The organism is Kitasatospora sp. NPDC001527 (assembly GCF_040298605.1).
In the GTDB taxonomy this organism is placed as follows: domain Bacteria; phylum Actinomycetota; class Actinomycetes; order Streptomycetales; family Streptomycetaceae; genus Kitasatospora.
The window spans coordinates 159,211-181,014 of sequence record NZ_JBEPAM010000012.1 but is presented as its reverse complement, the minus strand read 5'-3'; the positions used below and the strand labels follow the sequence as shown (position 1 = coordinate 181,014).

Here is a 21,804-nt window from a genome sequence, read left to right as displayed (position 1 = left end):
GGGATGCGCCACCGCCCACTCCCGCAACCGCTCCACCTGCTCCCGCAGCGCCGCACCCGACCGAGCCGACACCACCCACGGCACCACCCCGCCGATCGGCTCGACCGCCGCCGGAACCTCCGCCTCCGACGCCTCCTCCAGCACCACATGCGCATTGGTGCCGCTGATCCCGAACGAGGACACCCCGGCCCGGCGCGGCCGACCGGTCTCCGGCCACTCCGCCGCCTCCGTCAGCAGCTCGACCGCGCCCTCCGACCAGTCCACGTGCGACGAGGGCGCGTCCACGTGCAGCGTCCTCGGCAGCAGGCCGTGGCGCAGCGCCAGCACCATCTTGATCACACCCGCCACACCCGCCGCCGCCTGGGCATGGCCGATGTTCGACTTCACCGAACCGAGCCGAAGCGGCCGCTCCTCGGGACGGCCCTGCCCGTACGTCGCCAGCAGCGCCTGCGCCTCGATCGGGTCGCCCAGCGTCGTGCCCGTGCCGTGCGCCTCCACCACGTCGACGTCCGCCGTGGTCAGGCCCGCGTTGGCGAGCGCCTGCCGGATCACGCGCTGCTGGGCGGGCCCGTTGGGTGCGGACAGCCCGTTGGACGCGCCGTCCTGGTTCACCGCGCTGCCCCGCACCACCGCCAGCACCCGGTGCCCGTGGCGGCGCGCGTCCGAGAGGCGCTCCAGCAGGACCAGGCCGACGCCCTCGCCGGCGCCCATGCCGTCGGCCGCCTCCGAGAACGCCTTGCAGCGGCCGTCCGAGGACAGTCCGCGCTGCCGCGAGAACTCGACGAAGAACTCGGGCGTCGACATGACCGTCACTCCGCCCGCGAGCGCGAGGTCGCACTCCCCCGAGCGCAGCGCGCCCGCCGCCAGGTGCAGCGCGACCAGCGACGACGAGCACGCGGTGTCGATGCTCACCGCCGGGCCCTCCAGCCCCAGCGAGTAGGCGACCCGGCCGGAGGCGATGCTGCTCGCGCTGCCGTAGCCGACGTAGCCCTCGACCTCCTCCGGGACGCGGTCGAGGCGCGAGCCGTAGTCGTTGTCGATGACGCCGGCGAAGATCCCGGTCCGGCTGCCGCGCAGCGAGCCGGGGTCGATGCCGGCCCGTTCCACCGCCTCCCAGGAGGCCTCCAGCAGCAGGCGCTGCTGCGGGTCCATCGCCAGCGCCTCGCGCGGCGAGATCCCGAAGAACTCGGCGTCGAACTCGGCCACGCCCGACAGGAATCCACCGCGGCGGACGTAGCTCTTCCCGGACGCCTCCGGGTCGGGGTCGAAGAGCCCGGCCACGTCCCAGCCGCGATCGCCCGGGAAGGCCCCGATCGCGTCGCCACCGGTGGTGACCAGCTCCCAGAGGTCCTCGGGCGAGGCGACACCGCCCGGGAAGCGGCAGCCCATGCCGACGATCACGACCGGATCACCGTCGGTGCCCGCGCCGGCGGCCGAGGTGGGCGCGGGGACCGCCGCCGACTCGTCCGGTCCGGCGGCGCCGGTCAGCCGTTCCAGCAGGTGGCCGGCGAGCCGGGCCGGGGTCGGGTGGTCGAAGACCAGGGTGGACGGCAGCCGCAGACCCGTGGCGCCGTTCAGGCGGTTGCGCAGCTCGACACCGGTCAGCGAGTCGAAGCCGAGCTCCTTGAAGGCCCGGGTCGCGTGCACCGCTTCGGCCGACCGGTGGCCCAGCGCGCCCGCGGCCTCGGTCCGGACGATCTCCAGCAGCGCCCGCTCGCGGTCGGCGGCCGCCATGGCGGCGATCCGGGCGGCCAGCGGGGCCGCACCGGGCTGCCGGTCGCGGCGGCGGGCCGCCGCGCCCAGCAGGTCGCCGAACAGCGCGGGTGCGTCCGCCGCACGGGCGCGGACGGCCCGGAGGTCCAGGTGCGCGGGCACGAGGGTCGCGCCGGGTTCGGCGAGCGCGAGGTCGAACAGGCTCAGCGCCTCCTCGGCCGGCATCGCGACCGCGCCGGTCCGCGCCCACCGGGCGAGGTCGGCCTCGCTCAGCCGCCCGCCCATGCCCTGGGTGCCGGCCCACAGGCCCCAGGCGAGGGAGATCGCCGGCAGGCCGAGCGCCCGGCGGTGCTGCGCCAGGCCGTCCAGGAAGGCGTTGGCGGCCGCGTAGTTGCCCTGGCCCGGGCCGCCGAAGGTGGTCGCACCGGAGGAGAAGAGCACGAAGGCGGCGAGCTTGGCGTCCCGGGTGAGTTCGTGCAGGTGATACGCCCCGTCGGCCTTCGGGCGCAGCGAGCGGTCCAGGTGACCGGCCGTCAGGGTCTCCACCAGTCCGTCGTCGACGATGCCCGCGGTGTGGACCACGCCGGTCAGCGGGTGCTCGTCGGGCACCCGGGCCAGCGCGGCGGCCAGGGCGTCGCGGTCGGCGAGGTCACAGGCCAGCAGGGTGGCCTCGGCGCCCAGCCCGGCGAGGTCGGCGAGGAGTGCGGCGGCGTCCGGCGCGGCGGTGCCACGGCGGGACAGCAGCAGCAGCCGGCGTACGCCGTGGCCGGTCACCAGGTGCCGTGCGACGAGCGCGCCCAGGCCGCCGGTGGCGCCGGTGACCAGGACGGTGCCCTCCGGGTCGAGCCCGCCGTCGGCGGCCGGCGGCGGGGTCGCGCGGACCAGCCGCGGCACGAGCAACGTCCCCTCGCGGAGGGCCAGTTGCGGCTCCGGGGCGGCCAGTGCAAGCGGCCACCGGGCGAGCGAGGCCTCGTCGCCGTCGAGGTCGAGCAGGGTGAAGCGGCCGGGGTGCTCCGACTGCGCCGAGCGCACCAGGCCCCAGACGGCGGCGGCCGCGACATCGGCGACCGGCTCGTCCGCACGGGCGGCGAGCGCACCCGTCGTCACGACGACCAGGCGGGCACCGTCGAAGCGGTCCCGCGCCAACCAGTCCTGGAGCAGGCCGAGCACCGAGCCCAGCAGCCTGCGGGTCCGGGCGGGGACGTCCTCCCCGGCCTCGGGCGCCACCGGGACGTGCAGCACGACCGTGGCGGGCACGGCCTCGTCGGCCGCGACGACCGCGGCGAGGTCCTCGAACCGGGCGGCCGGGCGGTGTTCCCCGGCCAGGCGGGCGGCCGACCCGGGCGCGTCCGCACCTCCGACCGGGCCGAGCAGGGCCCACGGCGGCACCGTCCCGGAGTCGGGCTCGGCCGCCCGCCACTCCACCCGGAACAGCGCGTCGCGGTGCGACGGACCGGCCGGGCGCAGCTGCTCCGCCGTGACGGGGCGAACGGTGAGCGCCGCCACCGACGCGACGCCCGCCCCCGCGTCGTCCGCCAGGTCCAGCGACACCGCGTCCGCCCCGGTGGGCGACAGCCGGACGCGCAGGCGGGAGGCGCCCGCGGCGGGCCTCGGCCCGGCGGCCGACCGGACGCCGCGCCAGGCGAAGGCCACCCGCGCCCCGGCCGCCGGGCCGGCGGGCCCGGCCGGCCCGGCCTGCTCGCGGGCCGCCGCCCGCGCGGGGAGGGCGGCGTCCAGCAGGGCGGGGTGCAGCGCGAAGCGGTCGGTCTCCGCGTCGGCCTCCACGGGGAGTTCGACCTCGGCGAAGATCTCGTCGCCGCGCCGCCAGGCGGCCCGCAGGCCCTGGAACACCGGGCCGTAGTCGAAGCCGGCGGCGCCCAGCCGCTCGTACGCGCCCTCGGTCGCGACGGGTGCGGCCCCCGGCGGCGGCCAGGCCGTGAGGTCCGGCGCGACGGCGTCGGCCCCCTCGGCGGGGACGACCAGCAGGCCGGTGGCGTGCCGGGTCCAGGGCTGGTCGGCGGGTGCGTGCTCGGGCCGGGAGTGGATGCCGACCGCCCGGGCGCCGGACCCGTCCGGCGCGCCGACGGAGACCTGGAGCTGGACGCCGCCCGTCTCGGGCAGCACCAGCGGTGCGGGTAGCGTGAGTTCCTCGATCTCGCCGTGACCGACCCGGTCTCCGGCCCACAGGGCGAGTTCCACGAACAGCGTGCCGGGGACGATGACCGTGCCGAGCACGGCGTGGTCGGCGAGCCACGGGTGGGTGACGGTGGAGAGCCGTCCGGTCAGGACCGTCCCGGAGCCGTCGGCCAGTTCGACGGCGGCGCCCAGCACCGGGTGGTCGACGGCGAGTTGGCCGCGACCGGCCCCCGAGGATCCCGCGTCGGCAGCCGTCACCCAGTAGCGCTCGCGCTGGAACGGGTAGGTCGGCAGGTCGGCCTGGGGACCGGCGGGGAGCAGGGTGGTCCAGTCGACGGGCAGGCCGGCGACGAAGGCGGCCGACAGCGCCGTCACCAGACGCGCGGGACCACCCTCGTTGCGGCGCAGGGTCTCCAGGACCACGGCGCCCGGGACCTCTTCGAGCTGATCCGCGACCGGGACGACCAGCCCCGGGTGCGGACTGCACTCCACGAACAGCGCGTGTCCCTCCGCGAGGGCCGCGCGCACCGCCGCGTCCAGCCGAACGGTCCCGCGCAGATTGTCGAACCAGTACGAACCCGCCAACTGCTCCGGCTCGTCCACCACTTCGCCCGTGACGGTCGAGAACATCGCCACCCGGCCCGCCAACGGCCGCACGGAGGAGGACAATTCGACGACCTCATCGCGGACCGCGTCCATGTACGCCGAGTGCGAGGCGTAGTCGACCGGAATCCAGCGGGCCCGGACACCCTCGCGCTCACACCCCTCGACCACGGCGGCCAGCGCCCCGGTGTCCCCGGAGAGCACCACGCTCGACGGGCCATTGACCGCCGCCAGCGACAACCGCTCGTCCCCCGCCACCAGTTCGGCCGCCCGCTCCGCGCCCAGGCCGACGGACAGCATCCCGCCACCCGTCACGCCCCTCAGGGCCCGGCTGCGCAGTACCACCACCCGGACGGCGTCCTCCAAGGACAGCAACCCGGCCACATGCGCGGCGGCGATCTCGCCCTGCGAGTGCCCGATCACGGCCGCCGGCCGAACCCCGCACGACTCCCACCACCGCGCCAGACCCACCATCACCGCGAACAGCACCGGCTGCACCACGTCCACCCGCTCCAGCAGCGCACCCGAACCGTCGCGCAGCACCTCCAGCAACGACCAGTCCGTCAGCGGATCCATCACCCCCGCACACTCCTCCACCGAGGCCGCGAACACCGGTGACGCGTCGAGGAGTTCGGCGGCCATCCCCGCCCACTGCGACCCCTGACCCGGGAACACGAACACCGCACCCGAACCCGACACCGCAGCCGACTCACCCCCGGCCACCTCACCAAGCCGGTCCACGAGTTCCGCCAGATCCCGCCCCGACACCACCGCCCGGTGCTCCAGCGCCGCCCGCCCCGAGGCGAGCGTCCGCGCCACCGCCACCGGATCGGCCTCCGGACGATCGGCCAGCCAACCACGCAGCCGCTCCACCTGCCCGCGCAGCGCCGCCTCGGACCCCGCCGACAGCACCCACGGCACGACCCCATCGACATCCGCCGGCGCCTCGGTCCCCGCGTCGGCCGGGGCCTCCTCCAGGATCACGTGCGCATTGGTGCCACTGATCCCGAAGGAGGACACCCCGGCCCGGCGGACCCGCTCCCCGCCCGTCGGCCACGGCACCTCGCCCGTCAGCAGCTCGACCGCGCCCGCCGACCAGTCCACGTGCGACGAGGGCGCGTCGACGTGCAGCGTCCTCGGCAGCACGCCGTGCCGCAGCGCCATCACCATCTTGATCACACCCGCCACACCCGCAGCCGCCTGGGTGTGACCGATGTTCGACTTCACGGAACCGAGCCACAGCGGCTCACCGGCCCGCTCACGCCCGTACGTCGCCTGGAGCGCCTGCGCCTCGATCGGGTCGCCCAGCGGGGTACCCGTCCCGTGCGCCTCCACCACGTCGACATCCGCCGCAGCCAGCCCCCCGCTCGCCAGCGCCGCCCGGATCACCCGCTCCTGCGACGGACCGTTCGGCGCCGTCAGACCGTTGGACGCGCCGTCCTGGTTCACCGCCGAACCGCGCACCACCGCCAGCACCCGGTGCCCGTGGCGCACCGCGTCCGACAGGCGCTCCACCAGCAGCAGGCCCACGCCCTCCGCCGCGCCCATGCCGTCGGCCGACGCGGCGAAGGCCTTGCTCCGCCCGTCCGGTGCCAGGCCGCGCTGGCGGGAGAACTCCACGAAGAAGTCCGGGGTGGACATCGCCGTCACCCCGCCGGCGAGGGCGAGGTCGCACTCCCCGGACCGCAGCGCGTTCGCCGCCAGGTGCAGCGCCACCAGCGAGGACGAGCACGCGGTGTCCACCGTCAGCGCCGGGCCCTCCAGCCCGAACGTGTAGGCGACGCGGCCCGAGGCGACGCTCGTGGCGTTGCCGGTGAGCACGTGCCCTTCGACGCTGGAGGGCATCCCGCCCGTCGCGTAGTCGTGCCCGGCCATTCCGGCGAAGACGCCGGTCCGGCTGCCGCGCAGCGAGCGCGGGTCGATGCCGGCCCGCTCGAAGGTCTCCCACGCCGTCTCCAGCAGCAGGCGCTGCTGCGGGTCCATCGCCAGCGCCTCGCGCGGCGAGATCCCGAAGAACTCGGCGTCGAACTCGGCCACGCCCGACAGGAATCCACCGCGGCGGACGTAGCTCTTCCCGGACGCCTCCGGGTCGGGGTCGAAGAGCCCGGCCACGTCCCAGCCGCGATCGCCCGGGAAGTCCCCGATCGCGTCGCCGCCTGCGGCGACCAGCTCCCAGAGGTCCTCCGGCGAGGCGACACCGCCCGGGAAGCGGCAGCCCATGCCGACGATCGCCACCGGCTCGTCGGCGCGGACCGCCGTGCTCGCGGCGGGCGGCGCCCCGGCGGACACGGTGCCGCCCTGGGCGGCCGCGGCGAGGAAGCCCGCGAGCCGGGCCGGGGTCGGGTGGTCGAAGACCAGGGTGGACGGCAGCCGCAGACCCGTGGCGCCGTTGAGCCGGTTGCGCAGCTCGACACCGGTCAGCGAGTCGAAGCCGAGCTCCTTGAAGGCCGTCTCGGGGCGCACGCTCTCCGCCGAGTCGTGGCCGAGCACCACGGCCGCCTCCGTCCGCACCAGGCGCAGCGCGAGGTCGACGCGCTCCTCGGCCGAGGCGCCGGCCAGCCGGCGGGCCCACGGCAGGGCGCCGTCGGTGGCCGCCGCGCGGCGCGGGGACGCCGGACCGGCGAGCGCCCGCAGCAGCGGCGGCACGGGGCCGGTGGTGGCGCGCAGCGCGGCGAGGTCCAGCCGCGCCGGGACGAGGGCCGCCTCGGGGCGCTGCCACGCGGCGTCGAACAGGGCGAGCCCCTGCGGCGTCGAGAAGGGCAGCAGCCCGCCGCGGGCGAGCCGCTTCAGGTCGGCGGCGGCGAGGTGTTCGGTCAGTCCGGTGCGCTCGGCCCACAGGCCCCAGGCCAGGGAGGTGGCCGGCAGGCCCCGGGCGCGGCGGTGGTGCGCGAGGGCGTCGAGGTAGGCGTTGGCCGCGGCGTAGGCGGACTGGCCGGGGGTGCCGAGGACGCCGGCGGCCGAGGAGTACAGCACGAAGGCGGACAGTCCGGCGTCCCGGGTGAGGTCGTGCAGGTTGGCGGCGGCCACGGCCTTGGCGTCCAGGACGCGGTCGACCTGCTCCGGCGTCAGCGCGTCGACCAGCCCGTCGTCGAGCACGCCGGCCGCGTGGACGACGGCGGTGAGCGGGTGCTCGGCGGGGATCGCGGCGAGCACCCCGGCGAGGGCCTCGCGGTCGGCCGCGTCGCAGGCCTCGATCCGCACCTCGGCGCCCCGCTCGACGAGTTCGGCGGCCAGGTCGGCCGCGCCGGGGGCCTCCGCGCCGCGCCGGCCGAGCAGCAGCAGGTGCCGGACGCCGTGCCGGGTGACCAGGTGGTGGGCGAGGTGGCGGCCGAGGGTGCCGGTGCCGCCGGTGATCAGCACCGTCCCGTCGGCGGCGAGCGGCTGGGGCAGGGTCAGCGCGACCTTGCCGATGTGCCGGGCGCGGCTGACGAAGCGCACCGCCTCGCGGGCGTGGCGCAGGTCGAAGGTGCGGACGGGCAGCGGTCGCAGGGCGCCCGCCTCGAAGAGCGCCACGAGTTCGGCGAACAGTTCGGCGATCCGGTCCGGGCCGGCGTCGATCAGGTCGAACGCCCGGTAGCGGACGTCCGGGCGGTCGGCCGCGACGGCCTCCTGTCCGCGCACGTCCGTCTTGCCCATCTCGACGAACCGGCCGCCGTCCGCGAGCAGCCGCAGCGAGGCGTCCACGAACTCCCCGGCGAGCGAGTTCAGGACGACGTCGACGCCCCGGCCGCCGGCGGCCTCGGCGAAGTGCCGCTCGAAGGCGGTGTCGCGGGAGGAGGCGATCCGGTCCTCGGGCACGCCGAGTCCGCGCACGACCGGCCACTTGGCGGGGCTCGCGGTGGCGAGGACCGTGGCGCCCCAGTGCCGGGCGAGCTGGACGGCGGCCATGCCGACGCCGCCCGCCGCCGCGTGGACGAGGACGGTCTCGCCGGGCCGCAGCCCGCCGAGGTCGCGCAGCCCGTACAGCGCGGTCAGGAAGACCACCGGCACGGAGGCCGCCCGGGCGTACGACCAGCCGGCGGGCAGGCGGGCCAGCAGGCGGTGGTCGGTGACGGCCAGCGGGCCGAAGGCGCCGTCGAACAGGCCCATCACCCGGTCGCCCGGCGCGAGCGTGGTGACGCCCGGTCCGACCTCGGTCACGACGCCCGCCGCCTCGGCGCCGACGACCGCGCGGCCGGGGTACATGCCGAGCGCGATCAGCGCGTCGCGGAAGTTCACGCCGGCCGCGCGCACCGCGACCCTGACCTGCCCGGCGGCGAGCGGTTCGGCCACGGCCGGGTGATCGACGACGGCGAGGGCGTCGATGGTGTGCCGCGGGCCGGACTCGACGCGCCAGTGCGCGGGCCCGTCCGGCAGCACGAGCGCCCGGTCGGCGCCGGCGCGGACCAGCCGCGGGGTCAGCACGGTGCCGTCCCGGACGATCGCCTGGGCCTCACCGGACGCCAGGACGGCGCGCAGCAGGTCCACGGGGAGCGGGGGGCCGGCCCGGTGCGGGTCGTGGTCGAGGTCGACGAGGACGAAGCGGTCCGGGTGCTCGGTCTGGGCGCTGCGGACGAGGCCCCAGACCGCCGCGTGCGCCGGCTCGGGGACGTCCTCGGAGGGGTCGGAGGCGATCGCGCCCCGGGTGACGACCACCAGCCGGGCGGCGGTGAGGCGTTCCTCGGCGAGCCAGCCGCGGAGGGCGCCGAGGACGGTGTGGACGGCGGCCCGGACGGCTTCGGGCCCGGTGCCGTCCGCCGGCGGGCAGGGCAGGACGGCGACGTCGGTCCCGGCCTCGGCGGCCGCGGCCGGGTCGGAGTGGGCGGCGAGGCCGTGCTCCGGGAGGGCCCGCAGGTCCGGAGAGGGCGTGCCGAGCAGCGTCCAGCGCTGCTGCGGGTCGGGCCCGGACTCGGGCAGGGCCACCTCCGTCCAGTCCACCCGGTGCAGCCAGGCCGGGTCGGCGGCGGCCGGACCGGCGAGCCGCCCGGGAGCCAGTGGCCGCAGCACGAGCGACTCCGCGCGTACCACGGGCGAGCCGCCGCGGTCGGTGGCCAGCAGCGACACCGACTCGCCGCCGGTGCGGCGCAGCCGCACCCGCAGGGCGGTGACGGGCTCGGCGGTCGGCTCCCTGGTCACCCCCGCCCAGGCGAAGGGCAGCAGGGTGCTGCCCGAGGCCTCCACCGCGTCCAGCGCGGTGAGGTGCAGGGCGGCGTCCAGGAGCGCGGGGTGCAGGTGGTGGCCGTGCGCGTCCGGTGCTTCCGGTTCGCCCGATCCGCCCGATCCGCCCGATCCGCCCGGGAGTTCGACCTCGGCGAACAGGTCGTCGCCGTGCCGCCAGGCGGCCCGCAGGCCCTGGAAGGCGGGGCCGTAGTCGTAGCCGAACTCCGCCAGGCGCTCGTAGAGGGTGTCGGTGTCGACGGCCTCGGCCTGCGGGGGCGGCCACGGGAGGAGGTCGTCGGCGACCGCCTGAGGCGGGGTGGAGGAGAGGCTGCCGGTTGCGTGCCGGGTCCAGGGCTCGTCCTCGGGGGCGCCCTCGGGCCGGGAGTGGACGGCAAGGGCCCGGACACCGGTCGCGTCGGGCGCGGCGAGTGCCACGTGCAGCCGCACTGCGGCCTGTTCGGCCAGCACGAGCGGCTCGTGCAGGGTGAGTTCGTCGACCACCGGGCAGCCGGCCTCGGCTCCGGCCCAGACCGCGAGGTCGAGAAGGGCGGTGCCCGGGACGAGGACGGTGCCGTGCACGGCGTGGTCGGCGAGCCAGGGGTGGGCGGGCACGGACAGCCGGCCGGTGAACGACATCCCGCCGTCCTCCGGCGAGCGGACGGCGGCGCCCAGCAGCGGGTGGCCGGCCGCCACGAGACCGAGGTCGTGCGCGGCGCCCGCGACGGGCGGGGCGTCGAGCCAGTAGCGGCGGTGCTGGAAGGCGTAGGTCGGCAGGTCGGCCTGGGGACCGGTGGGGAGCAGGGTGGTCCAGTCGACCGGCAGGCCGGCGACGAAGGCGGCCGACAGCGCCGTCACCAGACGCGCGGGACCACCCTCGTTGCGGCGCAGGGTCTCCAGGACCACGGCGCCCGGGACCTCTTCGAGCTGATCCGCGACCGGGACGACCAGCCCCGGGTGCGGACTGCACTCCACGAACAGCGCGTGTCCCTCCGCGAGGGCCGCGCGCACCGCCGCGTCCAGCCGGACGGTCCCGCGCAGATTGTCGAACCAGTACGAACCCGCCAACTGCTCCGGTTCGTCCACCACTTCGCCCGTGACGGTCGAGAACATCGCCACTCGGCCAGCCAACGGCCGAACCGAGGACGACAGTTCGACGACCTCATCGCGGACCGCGTCCATGTACGCCGAATGCGAGGCGTAGTCGACCGGAATCCACCGCGTCCGGACACCCTCGCGCTCACACCCCTCGACCACGGCCGTCAGCGCCTCGACATCCCCGGACAGCACCACGCTCGACGGCCCGTTCACCGCCGCCAGCGACAACCGCTCATCCCCAGCGACAAGTTCGGCCGCCCGCTCCGCGCCCAGACCGACGGACAGCATCCCGCCACCCGTCACCCCACGCAGCGCCTGCGAACGCAGCACCACCACCCGGACCGCGTCCTCCAGGGACAACAGCCCCGCCACATGCGCGGCGGCGATCTCACCCTGCGAATGGCCGATCACGGCCGCCGGCCGAACCCCGCACGACTCCCACCACCGCGCCAGACCCACCATCACCGCGAACAGCACCGGCTGCACCACGTCCACCCGCTCCAGCAGCGCACCCGAACCGTCCCGCAACACCTCCAGCAACGACCAGTCCGTCAGCGGATCCATCACCCCCGCACACTCCTCCACCGAGGCCGCGAACACCGCGCTGGAGAGCAGCAGTTCGGCCGCCATCCCCGCCCACTGCGACCCCTGCCCCGGGAAAACGAACACCGCGCCCGAACCCGTTACCGCAGCCGACTCACCCCCGGCCACCTCACCAAGGCGGTCGACGAGTTCCGCCAGATCCCGCCCCGACACCACCGCCCGGTGCTCCAGCGCCGCCCGCCCCGAGGCGAGCGTCCGCGCCACCGCCACCGGATCGGCCTCCGGACGATCGGCCAGCCAGCCACGCAGCCGCTCCACCTGCCCGCGCAGGGCCTCAGCCGATCGCGCCGAAAGCGCCCACGGCACCACCGCACCCGTCCCTGCGGCCGTCACCGGCTCCGCCGGAACACCCGCACGGTCAACGGAAGCGGGCTGCTCGATGATCACATGGGCGTTGGTGCCGCTGATCCCGAACGAGGACACCCCGGCCCGGCGCGGCCGCCCCGTCTCCGGCCACTCCACCGCCTCCGCCAGCAACTCGACCGCGCCCGCCGACCAGTCCACATGCGGCGACGGCGCGTCCACGTGCAGTGACTTCGGCAGCACGCCGTGCCGCAGCGCCATCACCATCTTGATCACACCCGCCACACCCGCAGCCGCCTGGGTGTGACCGATGTTCGACTTCACCGAGCCCAGCCGCAGCGGCCGTTCGGCCGACCGGTCCTGACCGTAGGTGGCCAGCAGCGCCTGCGCCTCGATCGGGTCACCCAGCGTCGTCCCCGTGCCGTGCGCCTCCACCACGTCGACATCCGCCGTGGTCAGGCCCGCGCCGGCGAGCGCCTGCCGGATCACCCGCTCCTGCGACGGCCCGTTCGGCGCCGTCAGCCCGTTGCTCGCGCCGTCCTGGTTCACCGCCGAACCCCGCAGCACCGCCAGCACCCGGTGCCCGTGGCGGCGCGCGTCCGACAGCCGCTCGACAACGAGCAGGCCGACGCCCTCGCCCCAGCCGGTCCCGTCCGCCGCCGCCGCGAACGGCTTGCACCGCCCGTCCGCCGCCAGCCCGCGCTGACGGGCGAACTCCACGAACACGTGCGGCGTCGACATGACCGTCACCCCGCCCGCGAGCGCGAGGTCGCACTCCCCGGTCCGCAGCGCGTTCGCCGCCAGGTGCAGCGCGACCAGCGACGAGGAGCACGCCGTGTCGATGCTCACCGCCGGGCCCTCCAGCCCCAGCGAGTAGGCGACCCGGCCCGAGACGACGCTCCCGACGCTGCCCGCGAGCAGCAGACCCTCGTAGCCGTCCGGGGCCCGGTGCAGCCGGGAGGCGTAGTCGTGGTGCATGACGCCGGTGAAGACGCCGGTCCGGGAGCCGCGCAGCCCGGCGGGGTCGATGCCCGCGTGCTCCAGCGCTTCCCAGGAGGTCTCCAGCAGCAGGCGCTGCTGCGGGTCCATCGCGCGTGCCTCGCGCGGCGAGATCCCGAAGAACTCGGCGTCGAAGTCGCCGGAGTCGTACAGGAAGGCGCCGTGCCGGGTGTACACCGTGCCGGGGCGGGACGGGTCCGGGTCGTACAGGGCGTCGACGTCCCAGCCCCGGTCGGCCGGGAAGCCACCCACCGCGTCGGTCTCCTGCGCGACGAGGCGCCACAGGTCCTCGGGCCCGGCGACGCCGCCGGGGTAGCGGCAGCCCATGCCGACGATCACGATCGGCTCGTCGTCGACCGGGACGGCCGCGGCCGTCGGAGCGACCGCCGCCGGGGCGCCCACCGCCTCCCTGGTCAGCCGTGCCGCGAGGGCGGTGGCGCTGGGGTGGTCGAACACCACGGTGGCGGGCAGCCGCAGGCCGGTGAGCGTGTTGATCCGGTTGCGCAGTTCCAGCGCGGTGAGCGAGTCGAAGCCCAGTTCGCGGAAGGCGCGTTGGACGTCGATGGTGTCCGCTTCGCCGTGGCCGAGCACGGTCGCGGTCTGGCTGCGGACGAGGTCGAGTGCGGCGCGGGCGCGGCGGTCCTCGGGCAGTGCGGCCAGTCGGCGCGCCCAGGAGGACGCCTCCCCGGCGCCGCCGGGCTCCGCGGCGCCCGGCGCCGCCCCGGCCACGCGCTGCAACGGGGCGCGGACCAGTCCGCGGAGCACGGGCGGCACGGTGCCGGCCGCCGCGAGGTCGCGCAGGGCCGCGCGGTCGAGGCGGGCGGTGACGGCGTACGGCAGGTCGCTCCGCAGCGCCGCGTCGAACAGTGCGAGCCCGTCCTCGGTGGACAGCAGGCCGATGCCGCCGCGTGCGAGCCGGGCGAGGTCGGCGGCGGCGAGGTGGCGGGTCATCCCGCTGCCCTCGGCCCACAGGCCCCAGGCGAGGGAGATCGCCGGCAGCCCGGCCGCGCGGCGGTGCCCGGCCAGGGCGTCGAGGAAGGCGTTCGCGGCCGTGTAGGCGCCCTGGCCGGCGGTGCCGGTGACCGAGGTGACGGAGGAGAAGAGGACGAACGCGTCGAGGTCCTGCTCCCGGGTCAGCTCGTGCAGGTGCCAGGCGGCGTCCGCCTTGGGGCGCAGGACGGCGGCCAGGCGTTCGGGGGCGAGGGTCTCCACCGTGCCGTCGTCGAGGACGCCGGCGGCGTGCACGACGACGCCCAGCGGGTGGGCGGCCGGGAGGCCGGCGATCAGCGCCGCGAGTTCCTCGCGGCGGGCGGCGTCGCACGCGGCGATCGTCACCCGCGCGCCGAGCGCGGCGAGTTCGGCCCGCAGCGGCTCGGCGCCGTCGGCCTGCTGCCCGGCCCGGCTGACCAGTAGCAGGTGGCGCAGGCCGTGCTCGGTGACCAGCCGGCGGGCGATCAGCGCGCCGAGGGTGCCGGTGCCGCCGGTGATCAGCGCCGTGCGGTCCGGATCGAGCGGGCGCCCGCCGAGCCGAGCCGCGTCCGGGGCCGGGAGGAGCCGGGGGCGGTGCGGGATCCCGTCGCGCAGGGCCAGTTGGGGCTCGTCGGCGGCGAGGGCGGCCCGCAGGGCGCGGCCGGAGCGCGCGGGGTCGTCGAGGTCGATCAGGGCGAGGCGGCCCGGGTGCTCGGACTGCGCGGTGCGCAGCAGGCCCCAGACCGGGGACTGGCCGAGGCCCGGTACGGCGTCCCCGCCCCGGACGGCGACCGCGCCCCGGGTGACGACGACCAGCCGGGCGCCGTCCGGGCGGTCCCCGGCCAGCCAGGCCCGGACGGTGTCCAGGGCCCAGCGGGCGGCGGCGTGCGCGGCCTCGGCCGTGCCGTCGCCGGACCCGGCCGGGACGACGGGCGCGGCGGCGACCACCACGGCGGGCGCCGGATGCCCGGCGGCGGTGTGGGCGTCGAGCCCGGCGAGGTCCGGGAACGTGGCGCGCGGGTCGAGACCGAGGTCGTCGGCGCCGAGGACCACGCAGTCCGGACCCTCCGTGGCGGCGGGGGCGGACAGTTCCGTCCACCGCAGTTCGAACAGCGCGTCGCGCGGGGTGGCCCCGGCCGGTGCGAGCCGGTCGGCGGGCAGTTCGCGCAGGCTGAGTCCGCCGACCGTGAGCACGGGCGCCCCGGTGGGGTCCTCGACGGCGAGGGCGGTGGTGCCGTCCGGCGCGGGCGACAGCCGGACGCGCAGCGCGGTCGCGCCGGTGGCGTGCAGCCGCACGTCGGTGAAGGAGAACGGGATGCGCGGGGCCGCACCGGCCGCCGCACCGGCGGCGTCGGCGTCGGCCAGCAGCAGCGGGTGGAGCGCGGCATCGAGCAGGGCGGGATGGACGCCGTGCGCGGCATCGCCCCGGCCGGCTTCGGCGGGCAGGCGGACCTCGGCGTACAGGTGGTCTCCCGCGTGCCAGGCGGCGGTGAGGCCCTGGAACCACGGGCCGTAGCCGTAGCCGAGCCGGTCGAGACGCTCGTAGGCCTCGGCGAGGTCAACCGGCTCGCCGCCCGGTGGCGGCCAACTCCCTTCCACCGCAACCGCGATGCGATCCCCGGCGGCCGTCAGCGCACCGGAGGCGTGCCGCGTCCAGGGCCGCTCCGCGGACTCCTCGCCCGGTTCGCCCTCGGGCACGGACGGCCGGGAGTCCACGGTGACGGCGTGCCGGCCCGCCGGGTCGGCGGGGGCGACGGCCACCCGCAGCTGCGTGCGCCCGGTGTCGGGCAGGACCAGCGGGGCCTCCAGGGTGAGCTCCTCGACGCCCGGGCAGCCGGCGAGCGCGCCCGCCCGGAGCACGAGGTCGAGGAAGGCCGTGCCGGGCAGCACGACCGTGCCGGTGACCGCGTGGTCGGGCAGCCAGGGCAGGGTGTCCGCGGAGAGCCGGCCGGTGACCAGGGTGGTGCCGTCCGGGGCCGTGGTGACGGCGCCGAGCAGCGGGTGGTCGACGGCGTCGAGGCCGAGGTCGGCGGGGCGGGACTGCGCGGACCCGGCGGTCAGCCAGTAGCGGCGGCGCTGGAAGGCGTAGGTGGGCAGGTCGACGTGCCGGCCGCGGTGGTCGCCGGGGATCAGCGCGTCGGGGTCGGGCTCCGCCCCGTGGACCATCGCCTCGGTGACGGCGGTGAGGAACTGTCCGAGGCCGCCGTGGTCGCGCCGCAGGGTGCCGATGGCCGTGCCGCCGGGGCCCTCCGTGCCGCAGGCGTCCAGCGTCTCCTGGGTGCCGATCTTGAGGACGGGGTGCGGGCTCGCCTCGACGAACAGCCGGTGGCCGTCCGCGTGCAGGGCGCGCACGGCGGGCTCGAAGCGGACCTCCTGGCGCAGGTTGCGGTACCAGTAGTCGGCGTCGAGCGTGGTGGTGTCGGTCAGCGGCCCACCGGTGACGGTCGAGTAGAAGGCGATCCGCGCGGCGCGGGGCGTGAGGTCGGCGAGCGCGGCGAGCAGCGGTTCGCGCAGCGGTTCGACGTGCGCCGAGTGCGAGGCGTAGTCCACCGGGATCCGGCGGGCGCGCACGCCGGTCCGCTCGCAGTGGGCGAGGAGGGCGTCGAGGGCGGCGGCGTCCCCGGAGACGACGGTGGTGGCGGGGCCGTTGCGGGCGGCGATGCCGATCCTGCCGTCCCAGGGCGCGAGGAGTGCGCCGGTCTCCCCGGCGGGCAGCGGCACGGAGACCATGCCGCCGGTGCCGGCCAGGTCGACCAGGGCGCGGCTGCGCAGGGCGACCACCTTGGCCGCGTCGTCCAGGGTGAGCGCGCCCGCGACGTACGCGGCGGCGATCTCGCCCTGCGAGTGGCCGACGACGGCGCTCGGTTCGACGCCGGCGGCCCGCCACAGTCCGGCCAGCGCGACCATGACGGCGAACAGCACGGGCTGGACGACGTCGACCCGGGACAGGTCGGGCGCGCCCGGCCGGCCGCGCAGGACGTCGTGCAGCGACCAGTCGGTCCAGCGGGCCAGCGCCGCCGCGCAGGCGTCCAGCTCGGCCGCGAACACCGGTGAGGCGTCGAGGAGTTCGACGGCCATGTCGGCCCATTGCGAGCCCTGCCCGGGGAACACCAGGGCGGTCGCGCCGCGGGCGGTGGACTGGGCCCGGACGAGGTTGTCGGCCGGCTCGCCCTGGGCGAGCGCGGTCAGCCCGCGCAGCGCGTCGGCCCGCGTGCGGGCGAGGACGACGGCGGTGTGGTCGAACCTGGTCCGGCTGCGCAGCAGGGCGTGGGCGAGCGCGTTCCGGGCGGCCCCACCGGCCGGCGCGGTCGTTCCCGCTTCGGCGGCGGCCAGGTGCCGGGCCAGCCGGCCGGCCTGGTCGCGCAGCGCGGCCTCGGTGCGGCCGGAGACGGTGAGCGGCACGGGCAGGTCCGGGTACCCGCCGCCCTCGGTCTCCGGCGCCTGCCCGGTTTCCGCCGGCGCCTGCTCGACGATGACGTGCGCGTTGGTGCCGCTGATGCCGAACGAGGAGACGCCGGCCCGCCGGGGGCGTTCGGGACCGGCGGGCGAGGGCCACGGGGTCGCGGTCGCCGGCACGGTGACCGCGCCGTCCGCCCAGCGCACCTTCGGCGAGGGCTCGCGCAGGTGCAGCACGCCGGGCACCAGCCCGTGCCGCATCGCGAGAACGGTCTTGATCAGCCCGGCGACCCCGGCCGCGGCCTGGGTGTGGCCGATGTTGGACTTCACCGAGCCGAGCAGCAGGGGGTGTTCGGGAGCGCGGTCGGCGCCGTAGACGGCGAGCAGGGCGTGTGCCTCGACCGGGTCGCCGAGAGCGGTGCCGGTGCCGTGCGCCTCGACCACGTCGACGTCCGCGGGCACCAGGCCGGCGGAGCCCAGCGCCTGCCGGATCACCCGCTGCTGGGCCGACCCGTTGGGGGCGCTGAGGCCGTTGCTGGCACCGTCCTGGTTGACGGCCGAGCCGACCACCAGGGCGAGCACCGGGTGGCCGTGGCGCCGGGCGTCCGACAGCCGCTCCAGCAGGACGACGCCGACGCCCTCGGCCCACGCCGTGCCGTCGGCGTCGGCGGAGAACGGCTTGCAGCGGCCGTCCGGGGCGAGGCCGCGCTGCCGGGCGAACTCGACGAACATCCCGGGCTCGGCCATCACGGTGGCACCGCCCGCGAGGGCCAGCGTGCACTCGCCGTTGCGCAGGGCCTGGGCGGCCAGGTGCACGGCGACGAGCGAGGAGGAGCAGGCGGTGTCCACGGTCACGGCGGGGCCTTCGAGGCCGAGCTCGTAGGCGATCCGGCCGGAGGCGACGCTCGGGGTGGTGCCGGTGAGCAGGTAGCCGTCCAGGCCGTCGACGGGCTGGTGCATGCGCGGGCCGTAGTCCTGCGCCGTGGCGCCGACGAACACCCCGACGCGGTCGCCGCGCAGCCCGGCGGGGTCGAGCCCGGCGCGCTCCAGGGTCTCCCAGGAGGTCTCCAGCAGCAGGCGCTGCTGCGGGTCCATCGCGAGGGCCTCGCGCGGGCTGATGCCGAAGAACTCGGCGTCGAACTCCCCCGCGCCGTCGAGGAATCCGCCCTCGCGCACATACGTGCTCCCGAGCCCGTCCGGGGAGGTCCGGTGCAGCCGGTCGAGGTCCCAGCCGCGGTCCCGGGGGAAGGCTCCGATGGCGTCCACGCCCTCGGCGGCCAGGCGCCACAGCTGCTCGGGGGTGCGGGCGCCGCCGGGGAAGCGGCACCCCATGGCGACGACGGCGATCGGGTCGCCGTCCCGGTCGGCCGCCGGGGACGGCTCGGCCCGCTCGGCCCGCCGCTCCGGCGCGGGCAGTGCCAGGGCCCGGGAGCGCAGGTGGCGGGCGAGGTCGGCGGGCGTCGGGTGGTCGTAGCCGGCGCTCGCGGGCAGGTCGAGGCCGGTCGCGGCGGACAGCCGCTGGAGGAGCTCGACGGTGGCGAGCGAGTCGAGTCCCGACTCACGGTAGGCGAGGTCCGCGCGGACGGTGTCCCTGGTGGCGTGGCCGAGCACGGCGGCCGCGTGCGAGCGGACCAGGTCCAACACCACGCGCGCCTGGTCGGCCTCCGGCAGCCCGGCGATCCGGCGGGCGAGCGGCGAGGCCTGCGGCGCCCGGGGTGCCCGCGCTGCCTGCGCCTCGGGAGCGGCGTTCTCAGGAGCGGCATCCTCGGGCGCGACGTCCTCGGGCGCGGCGGCGCGCAGCCAGTGCGGCGTGCGCCGGAACGCGTAGGTGGGCAGCTCGACCCGCCGCCGCGCCCGGGCCTCGAACAGCGCGGTCCAGTCGAGCGCGGCGCCCAGGGTGTGCAGCCGGGCGGCGGTCTCGGCCAGGGCGTCCGCCTCCGGCCGGCCGGCCCGCAGGGTGGCGACGGTCGCGAAGGCCTCGCCGCCCTCGGGCACCGGGCACTCCCGGGCCAGCGCGGACAGGCTGCCGTCCGGCCCGAGTTCGACCAGGACGGTCGCGCCGGCCTCGCGCAGCCGGTCGACGCCGTCGCCGAAGCGCACCGCCCCGCGCACCTGGCGCACCCAGTAGTCGGGCGAGCACAGCTCCTCCTCGGACGCCGTGCGGCCGGTCAGGTTGGACACCACGGGCGTCGTCGGCGGACGGAAGGTCAGCCCCCGCGCGACCCGCGCGAAGGCGTCGAGCATCGGCTCCATCCGCGCCGAGTGGAAGGCGTGGCCGACCCGCAGCCGCCGGACCTTGTGGCCCTGCGCCCGCCACCGCTCCCCGAGAGCGAGGACGGCCTCCTCGTCGCCGGAGACGACGGTGGCCGCCGGCCCGTTCACGGCCGCGACCGCGACCCGGTCCCCCAGGTCCGCGAGCGCCTCGATGACCTCGGCCTCGGCCAGGCGGACCGCCAGCATCGCGCCACCGGCGGGCAGTTGCTGCATCAGCCGGCCCCGGGCGGCCACCAGGGCGCAGGCGTCGGGCAGGTCGAGGACGCCGGCCACGTGCGCGGCCGTGAGTTCACCGATCGAGTGGCCGAGCAGCAGGTCGGGGACGACGCCCCAGCGCGCCAGCAGCCGGTGCAGCGCCACCCCGAGGGCGAAGAGCGCGGGCTGGGTGAACTCGGTGCGGTGGACGAGTTCCGCCTCCGGGCTGCCCTCGGGCGCGAACAGCACCTCGCGCAGCGGGCGCGGCAGGTGCGGGTCGAGGTGCCGGCAGACCTCCTCGAAGGCGGCGGCGAACTCGGGGAAACGGTCGTACGGTTCGCTGCCCATACCGGGGCGCTGGCTGCCCTGGCCGGCGAACAGGAAGGCGGTGCGGCCGGGCCTGACCTCACCGCTCACCACACCGGGGGCCGCGCCCGCGGTGCGCAGCGCGTCGAGGCCGGCCAGCAGCCCCGCGCGGTCGGGGGCGAGGACGACGGCGCGGGCGGCGAGGTGGCTCCGGGTGGTGGCGGCCGACCAGCCGAGGTGCGCCGGCTCGACCTCGGGGTGCCGCAGCAGGTGTGCGTGCAGGCGGTCGGCCTGGGCGCGCACCGCCTCGGGCGTCGTCCCGGAGAGCGGGACGAGGACAGGGGCCCCGGGGTTCGCGGCCGGCTCGGCAGGACCGTCGGCCGCTGCCGCCGAGGCCTGCTCGCTTCCACCGGCCGGCCCTTCCGCCAGCACCACGTGGCAGTTGGTGCCGCCCATGCCGAAGGAGCTCACCCCGGCGACCAGCCGCTGCCCGGGCCTCGGCCAGGCACCCGTCGTGTCCTGGACACGCAGGCCGAGCTCCCCCAGCGGGATGCGGGGGTTCGGGGTCTCGTAGTTGAGGCTGCGCGGCAGCTCCCGGTGGCGGATCGCCAGGACCGTCTTGACCAGCCCGACGATTCCGGCCGCGCCCTCCAGGTGCCCGAGGTTGGTCTTCACCGAGCCGACCCGCAGCGGCGCGCCGGCCGGGCGGCCGGTGCCGAGCGCGGCGCCGAGGGCGGCCGCCTCCACCGGGTCGCCCACGGGGGTTCCGGTGCCGTGCAGTTCGACGTACTGCACGTCGGCCGGGCGGAATCCGGCCCGGCGGTGGGCCGCGCGGATCACCTGCTCCTGCGCCGCGGCCTCGGGCGAGGTGAGCGCCGCGCCGCCGCCGTCGTGGTTCATCGCGCTGCCCGCCACCACGCAGTACACGGTGTCGCCGTCGGCGAGCGCGCGGGCCAGCGGCTTGAGCACGACGACCGCGCCGCCCTCGCCGCGCACGTAGCCGTTGGCGCGCGCGTCGAAGGTGAAGCACCGGCCGTCCGGGGAGAGTCCGCCCAGTTTGCCCGCCTCGCCCGGGCCGTCGGGGACGAGGTCGAGGTTGACGCCGCCGGCCAGGGCGAGTTCGGACTCCCCGCGCCGCAGGCTCTCGCAGGCCGTGTGCACCGCGACCAGCGAGGACGCCTGGGCCGCGTCGACCGTCATGCTGGGGCCGCGCAGGCCGAGCGCGTAGGAGACCCGGTTGGCGATCATGCTGCGGTGCAGGCCGGTCACCTGGCGCGCACCGGCCGCGATGCCCGCGCGGCGCAGCAGCACCGCGTAGTCGTCCCAGATCGCCCCGGCGAACACGCCGACCGGGCCGCCGCTCAGCCCGTGCGGCGGGACGCCCGCGTGTTCCAGGGCCTCCCAGCACAGTTCGAGCATGAGCCGCTGCTGCGGGTCCATGAGCGCCGCCTCGCCCGGACCGATGCCGAAGAACTCCGGGTCGAAGCCGCTGACCTCGTCCAGGTAGCCACCGCGCCGGGGCCGCTCCGCGCGGTCGGCGGCAACCGTGACACCGGGGCGTTCCGGCGGTGTCGCGGCGCGCCGGCCGTCGGGGAATTCACGGACGGAATCGACGCCGGTGCGCAGGAGTTCCCAGAACCGGTCCGGGGTGCTTGCTCCCGCCACGCGGCAGGCGAAACCGACGATCGCGACAGCATCCGAATCGGCCATACCGTTCCATCACGTCCAGAGTCGATTTGCGGGCGAGCGCGGGCAGGCAGAACTCTGAATCGGGCCATCGACGATCCGCAAGCGTCTGGTTTCGGCCAGCCGGACGCCGTGGAAGGAGACTGACGTCACTCCCGGCCACCCGATGCTCTCCCACACCAAGGCCTGGAACTGCAGAAATGCGATCACCTGATGAGTGCACCGGTCCGGATCCCGCCGCCCCGAACATCGGACTCATGCGTCCGATTCCGATGTGAAGGAAACATCCCGGTAACGAACTTTCGTTCGGTGCCAATTCACCGCAGTCACTCCCGTCACTCGGCGAGGCAATCCCGAGCCGACCGGAATCCCGAATTCCCCTACCCT

1 protein-coding gene is annotated in these 21,804 nt (G+C 76.7%); it reads right to left on the bottom strand.

Going from position 1 to position 21,804, the window contains the following annotated elements; all coding sequences use genetic code 11:
• A partial coding sequence (locus tag ABT238_RS15565) for an SDR family NAD(P)-dependent oxidoreductase (RefSeq protein WP_350758219.1) occupies positions 1–21,441 on the bottom strand: 21,441 nt, incomplete at its 3' end.
• Positions 21,442–21,804 lie beyond the last annotated feature (363 nt).